The organism is Arenibaculum sp. (genome assembly GCF_035998295.1).
Classification (GTDB): domain Bacteria; phylum Pseudomonadota; class Alphaproteobacteria; order Azospirillales; family Azospirillaceae; genus DASYHS01.
This window is the reverse complement of record NZ_DASYHS010000215.1, coordinates 1-5,782: the sequence shown is the minus strand read 5'-3', so window position 1 is coordinate 5,782 and position 5,782 is coordinate 1. Positions and strand designations below refer to the sequence as shown.

7 protein-coding genes are annotated in these 5,782 nt (G+C 72.7%); 5 read left to right on the top strand and 2 right to left on the bottom strand.

Annotated elements, in window-relative coordinates; genetic code table 11:
- From tgt to queG, 3 genes are all read left to right on the top strand, one after another.
- Positions 1-841 (top strand): tRNA guanosine(34) transglycosylase Tgt (gene tgt, locus VGO20_RS20645; RefSeq protein ID WP_327504268.1); only part of this gene is annotated, 841 nt, incomplete at its 5' end.
- Positions 822-1,286 carry a preQ(1) synthase gene (gene queF, locus VGO20_RS20640; protein ID WP_327504267.1) on the top strand — a complete coding sequence of 155 codons (465 nt, stop codon included), beginning with the start codon at positions 822-824 and terminating at the stop codon, positions 1,284-1,286. The genes tgt and queF, both read left to right, overlap by 20 nt.
- Entirely contained in the window at positions 1,273-2,325 is a 1,053-nt protein-coding gene (gene queG / locus VGO20_RS20635) for a tRNA epoxyqueuosine(34) reductase QueG (protein ID WP_327504266.1), read from the top strand. Before queF ends, queG begins: the two co-directional genes overlap by 14 nt.
- Positions 2,326-2,340: 15 nt before the next feature.
- Here the strand turns inward: queG and VGO20_RS20630 are convergent, their stop codons facing one another.
- Together VGO20_RS20630 and VGO20_RS20625 are read right to left on the bottom strand one after the other, a co-directional pair.
- Entirely contained in the window at positions 2,341-3,117 is a 777-nt protein-coding gene (locus VGO20_RS20630) for a hypothetical protein (protein WP_327504265.1), read from the bottom strand.
- Positions 3,118-3,521: 404 nt separating this feature from the next.
- On the bottom strand, positions 3,522-4,406 hold the full coding sequence (locus VGO20_RS20625) for a DMT family transporter (protein WP_327504264.1): 885 nt from the start codon (positions 4,404-4,406) through the stop codon (positions 3,522-3,524).
- A 122-nt stretch (positions 4,407-4,528) separates the two neighbouring features.
- Between VGO20_RS20625 and VGO20_RS20620 the strand changes: the two genes are divergently transcribed.
- Together VGO20_RS20620 and VGO20_RS20615 are read left to right on the top strand one after the other, a co-directional pair.
- On the top strand, positions 4,529-5,371 hold the full coding sequence (locus tag VGO20_RS20620) for an alpha/beta hydrolase (RefSeq protein WP_327504263.1): 843 nt from the start codon (positions 4,529-4,531) through the stop codon (positions 5,369-5,371).
- A gap of 7 nt (positions 5,372-5,378) precedes the next feature.
- A partial coding sequence (locus tag VGO20_RS20615) for a helix-turn-helix domain-containing protein (protein ID WP_327504262.1) occupies positions 5,379-5,782 on the top strand: 404 nt, incomplete at its 3' end.

The following is a 5,782-nucleotide window of genomic DNA, read 5'->3' as shown; positions in this document are numbered from 1 at the left end:
CTTCCGCTCCCATCTCGACGGGCGCCGCCACCACCTGACGCCGGAGCGCTCGATCGAGATCCAGCACCTGCTCGACAGCAACGTCACGATGTGCCTGGACGAGTGCACGCAGTTCCCGGCGACGCCGGAGGAGGCGGCCCGGTCCATGCGCCTCAGCATGCGCTGGGCGGCGCGCTGCCGCGAGGCGTTCGTCGAGCGGCCGGGCTACGGGCTGTTCGGCATCGTCCAGGGCGGCGTCCATCCGGAACTGCGGGCGGAATCGGTCGAGGCGCTGACCGGCATGGGCTTCGACGGCTACGCGGTCGGCGGGCTCGCCGTCGGCGAGGGGCAGGAAGCGATGTTCGCCGTGCTGGACGCGACCGTGCCGCTGCTGCCGCGCGGGCGGCCGCGCTATCTGATGGGCGTCGGCCGGCCCGGCGACCTGATCGGCGCGGTGCGGCGCGGCATCGACATGTTCGACTGCGTGATGCCGACCCGGTCGGGGCGGACCGGGCAGGCCTTCGTGCGCCGCGGCACGCTCAACATCCGCAATGCCCGCCATGCCCATGACGAGCGCCCGCTGGACGAGGCCTGCGCGTGCCCGGCCTGCCGGAACCACAGCCGGGCCTACCTGCACCACCTGTTCAAGGCGGGCGAGATGCTGGGGCCGATGCTGCTGACCTGGCACAACCTCACCCATTACCAGGACCTGATGGCGCAGCTCCGGGGCGCGATCGAGCAGGGCCGACTGGAGGAGCGCGCGGCCGAGCTGGAGGCCGAGCTCGCGCTGGGCGACCATCCCGCGATGCCCGACCCGCTGGCGGTCCGGAAGGAGACAAGCGATGTCGCAGTCCATCTATGACGGCCTGACGCAGCTCGGCGGGCAGACGGTGCAGCCGGCCTCGCCCGAGGAGGCGAAGCTCGAGCGCGTCCCCAATCCCCATCCGGGCGAGCGCTACCTCGTGCGCTTCACGGCCCCGGAGTTCACCTCGCTGTGCCCGATCACCGGCCAGCCGGACTTCGCCCATCTCGTGATCGACTACGTGCCCGGCGACTGGCTGGTCGAGAGCAAGTCGCTGAAGCTGTACCTGACCTCGTTCCGCAACCACGGCGCCTTCCACGAGGCCTGCACGGTCGGGATCGCCCGGCGCCTGCAAACCGAACTGGCGCCGCTGTGGCTGCGCATCGGCGGCTACTGGTACCCGCGCGGCGGCATGCCGATCGACGTGTTCTACCAGACCGGCGAGGCGCCGGCCGGCGTCTGGATACCGCCGCACGACGTGGCGCCCTATCGTGGCCGAGGCTGACCCCGGGACCCGGGAGGCGATCAGGGACCGGGCGCTGGCGCTGGGGTTCGACGCGGTCGGCTTCGCGCCCGCCGCCCTCGGGACGCAGGCGCGCGAACGGCTCGGCGAGTTCCTGGCCGGGGGCCATCACGGCGACATGGGCTGGATGGAGGCGAAGGCCGACCGGCGCGGCGATCCCCGCGTCCTGTGGCCCGACGCGCGCACGGTGATCGCGCTGGGATTGTCCTACGCCCCGCACGAGGATCCGCGCCGCCTGCTCGACCATCCCGACCGCGGGGTCGTGTCGGTCTATGCCCGCGGGCGCGACTACCACGACGTGGTCAAGAGCCGCCTCAAGGCGCTGGCGCGCTGGGTCCACGAGGCTTATGACGCCGAGGTCAAGGTCTTCGTCGACACGGCCCCGGTGATGGAGAAGCCGCTCGCCCAGCAGGCCGGCCTCGGCTGGCAGGGCAAGCATACCAACCTCGTCTCGCGCGCGCATGGCTCCTGGCTGTTCCTGGGCGAGGTCTACACCACGCTGGAGCTGCCGCCCGACGCGCCGGGCGGGGACCGCTGCGGCTCCTGCCGGCGCTGCCTCGACGCCTGCCCGACCGCCGCGTTCCCGGCGCCGTACCGGCTGGACGCCCGGCGCTGCATCTCGTACCTGACGATCGAACATCAGGGCCCGATCCCGGAGGAGCTGCGCCCGCTGATGGGCAACCGGATCTACGGCTGCGACGACTGCCTGGCGGCCTGCCCATGGAACAAGTTCGCCCGCCGCACGCGCGAGGCCGCGTTCCTGCCGCGCGCGGAGCTGACGGCGCCGCGCCTGGTCGACCTGGCCCAGCTCGACGACGCATCGTTCCGCCAGGTCTTCTCCGGCTCCCCGATCAAGCGCATCGGCCGCGACCGCTTCGTGCGCAACGTGCTGATCGCGCTCGGCAACACGGGGGACCCGGCACAGTCCGGGGCGGTGGAGCGGCTGCTCGACGACGGCTCGGAACTGGTGCGCGATGCGGCCTCCTGGGCGCTCGCGCGCCTGCGCTCCCGCCCGCGGTGAGCGCGGGGACGCCGCCTACTGCATCTTCCCCTTGGCGTGGACGAGCGTCGTCCGCGTGACCTGTCCAACGTTCGCGACATCGGCCGCGAGCTCGTCGCGGCCGGGCAGCCTCCTGGCCAGCGTGTAGCGTCCGCCTTCGCTCCCGGTCAGCAGGACGTACCATCCGTCCTCGCCGCCGACATAGCCCCCGGTCGGATCGTAGATCGTGCCGCGGACCTTGACCCCCCAATGGTTGTCGAAGCCGACCCAGCCGGCGATCCGCTGGCTGGAGGCCGAGCAGACCGGCCCGCCGGTCCAGGCCCTGTCGATCGGGTCCGGAACCCTGACGACGACCCGCTCGGCGCTGGCGCTGCCGATGAAGACGGTCTCGCAGGCGATCCCGAGCTCCTCGAGGCCTATCGACAGGGCGGACGTCACCGATTGGCAGTCCACGAGGTTCGGGTCGTAGCTGAAGGACAGCCGGCGGCAGACGGCGGTGAAGCTGCGCATCATCTTCGCCACGTCGCCCGTCCTGCCGGTGAACTCCTTCACCATCTCGTCCTTGGCGACGAGGAGGATGCTCTGGCCGTGGGCCTTCTTGGTGACCCTATCGAGGTCCCCCCTCTTCACCGGACCCAGCTTCGTGGCGATGTCCCGGTACTTGCTGTCGAGGCTCGACTTCAGTCCCTTGTCGTACCGGTACCGGCTCACCCCATAGGCGGCGCCGGCCGCGATCAGCCCGCCGACGGCGAGGGTGGCGCTGATCCAGGGATGGGCCGTGACCGCGCCGGTTACGGCTTCCCATCTCTGCACGACGGGGGCGGAGCCGGGAGGCTGCGGCGGCGGTGCGTGGAAGGCGGCCGGCCGTACCGCAGGCACCGGCCGGAGTTGGAGCGGCGCGGCCCCGCGGGACGCCGGAGCGGGCGGGGAGGCGAACCTGGTCGTCGGCGGCGCGTGCCGCCCGGCCGCGATACCTGCCTGCTTCGGTTGCAGCGCCGGGGGCCGCGCCGGCACGCCGGGACCCGCAGCCGGCCAGCGGATCGGCGGCCGGGGCGGCTTGCCTGCCTGCGCTCCGGGCGCCGCGGGACCTGTCGCTCCGGGTCCGCCTGCGCGCCTGGGCCTCCATCCCGACACTGAACTCCCCTTTCGTGCCAGCCGTTCGCGGTAGTGTACATCATCCGGGCGCCGGCCTGGAGTTGCAAGCGACCGGAGGATCGCTAGGACTGAGGAACCCGTCGCGACGGGCGCAGCGCCAGGAGCGAGTTGGCGGCGATCGCCGCGATCACGAGCGCGCCGCCGAAGAAGGCGGCCCGGGCCGGCACCTCGCCGACGCCGAGCCAGACCAGATAGGGCCCGAGCGCCGTCTCGATCAGCGACATCAGCGCCACCTCGGCCGCCGGCACGAAGCGGGTGCCGCCGAAGAACAGCACGAGCGCCAGCGGCAACTGGACGAGGCCGATCCAGGCGAGGATCGCGAGGTCGGGCAGGGGGACCGCGAGCGGCTGGGCCTGGGGCAGGGCGACCATGGCCGCGATCAGGCCCGACACCGCGAGGCCCGGCAGGACGATCGCGTCGCCCGCCCGGCGCAGGATCACGAGGTTGATCGCGTACAGCAGGGCGGTCCCGACCGCGAAGGCGTCGCCGAGCGCTCCGCCGCGTCCGAGCGAGTCCGCGAAGATCGCCAGGATGCCCGCCAGCGCCACGGCGATCGCGAACCGCGTGCGCGGCGCCACCCGCTCGCGCAGCAGCAGCCAGCCCAGCGCCGCGCCGAACAGCGGCATGGTCGCGAGCAGCACCAGCGCGTTGGCGGCCGACGTGTTCTCGATCGCGAGCACGAAGCCGATCTGCCCGCCCGACAGGCACAGTGCGGACAGCCAGCCCCAGCGGCCGAGCCGGGCGACGCGCGCCAGCGGCCTTTCTCCGCGCAGCGCGAGCCAGCCGAGGAGTGCGGTTCCCTGGAACAGCATGCGCCAGAAGACGACGTCCCAGGTTCCCGCGTCCTGGATCAGGCGCAAGAGCAGCACGTCCGGGCTGATGATCACCATGCCGAGCGCCGACATCGCGAGGCCGCGGCGGTAGTCGTGTCGGTCGGCGTTCGGCAAGGGGGGCGTCTCCCGGGGCAGGCTGCCGGCAGTAGAGTGCGTAGCCCGATCCCGGTCAAGCGGCCGCCTTGCTTTCGCTGCGGCGCCCGGCGACAGTGGTCGCGAAGCAGGGAGGAGCGCCGATGTACCGCCATCTGACGACCCAGGAAGACGTCGACAGGGAGTACAATCCCCGCCTGGGCATCCCCGATGTCGATGCGCTGATGGCCGCCTGGACCGACCGCAGCGTCGCCGCGCGCCGGCGGCTCGCCAGCCGTACCGGCCTGCGCTTCGGCCCGACGCTCGCGGAATGGGTCGACGTGTTCCCCGCGGAACGTGCCGGCGCGCCGATCCACGTCTTCATCCATGGCGGCTACTGGCGCGCCTTCTCGGCCTCGGACTTCAGCTTCGTCGCCGAATCGGCCGTCGCCCGCGGCTACGCGGCCGTGATCGTGAACTACGCGCTGTGCCCGCAGGTCTCGCTCACGGAGATCGTCCGCCAGACGCGTGCGGCGCTCGCCTGGACCTGGACGAACGCCGCCTCCTTCGGCGGCGATGCCGGGCGCATCGTGGTGTCCGGCCATTCCGCCGGCGGGCACCTCGCCGCCCGCGTCGCGGCGACCGGGTGGCGGCGCGACTACGGGCTGCCCGACGACCTCGTGAAGGCGATCCTGCCGATCAGCGGCCTGTTCGACCTGGAGCCGATCCGCCGCTGCTGGCTCCAGCCCGTGCTCGCGATCTCCGCCGACGAGGTCCTGGAGCACAGCCCGATCCGCCGGCTGCCCGACCTGCGGCTGCCGGCCGTGGTCGCGGTCGGCGGGCTGGAGACGTCGGAATTCCGCCGCCAGTCCCGCGACTATGCCGCCGCCCTGCCGGGGGCCGAGTATCTGGAACTGTCCGGCCGCCATCACGTCGACATCCTCGACGACCTCGCCGATCCCGCCGGCACGCTTTGGCGCAGGATCGAGCAGATGATCCCGGCGTGAGGCGGCGATGCCGGACGAAGGTGCCAGCGGGGAAGCCCGGGCCGGAGCGCGCGGGGACCGCGAGCGCAAGGGCATACAGTCGGTCGAGACCGGGACCGTGGTGCTGGAGGCCCTGATCAAGGCATCCGGCCCGCTGTCGCTGAAGGCGGTGGCGCAGGCCTCCGGGATGTCGGCTAGCAAGGCGCACCGCTATCTCGCCAGCTTCCTGCGCGGCGGCCTCGTGGTCCAGGACCCGGTGTCCGGGCGCTACGACCTCGGCAGCATGGCGCTGCGCCTGGGGCTCGCGGCGCTGGGCCGGCTCGACGCGGTCCAGGTCGCGGGCGAAGCGCTGGTCGACCTGGCCGAGAAGACGGAGCGCACCGCCCTGCTGACGGTATGGGGCGAGCGGGGCCCGACCATCGTGCGCTGGCA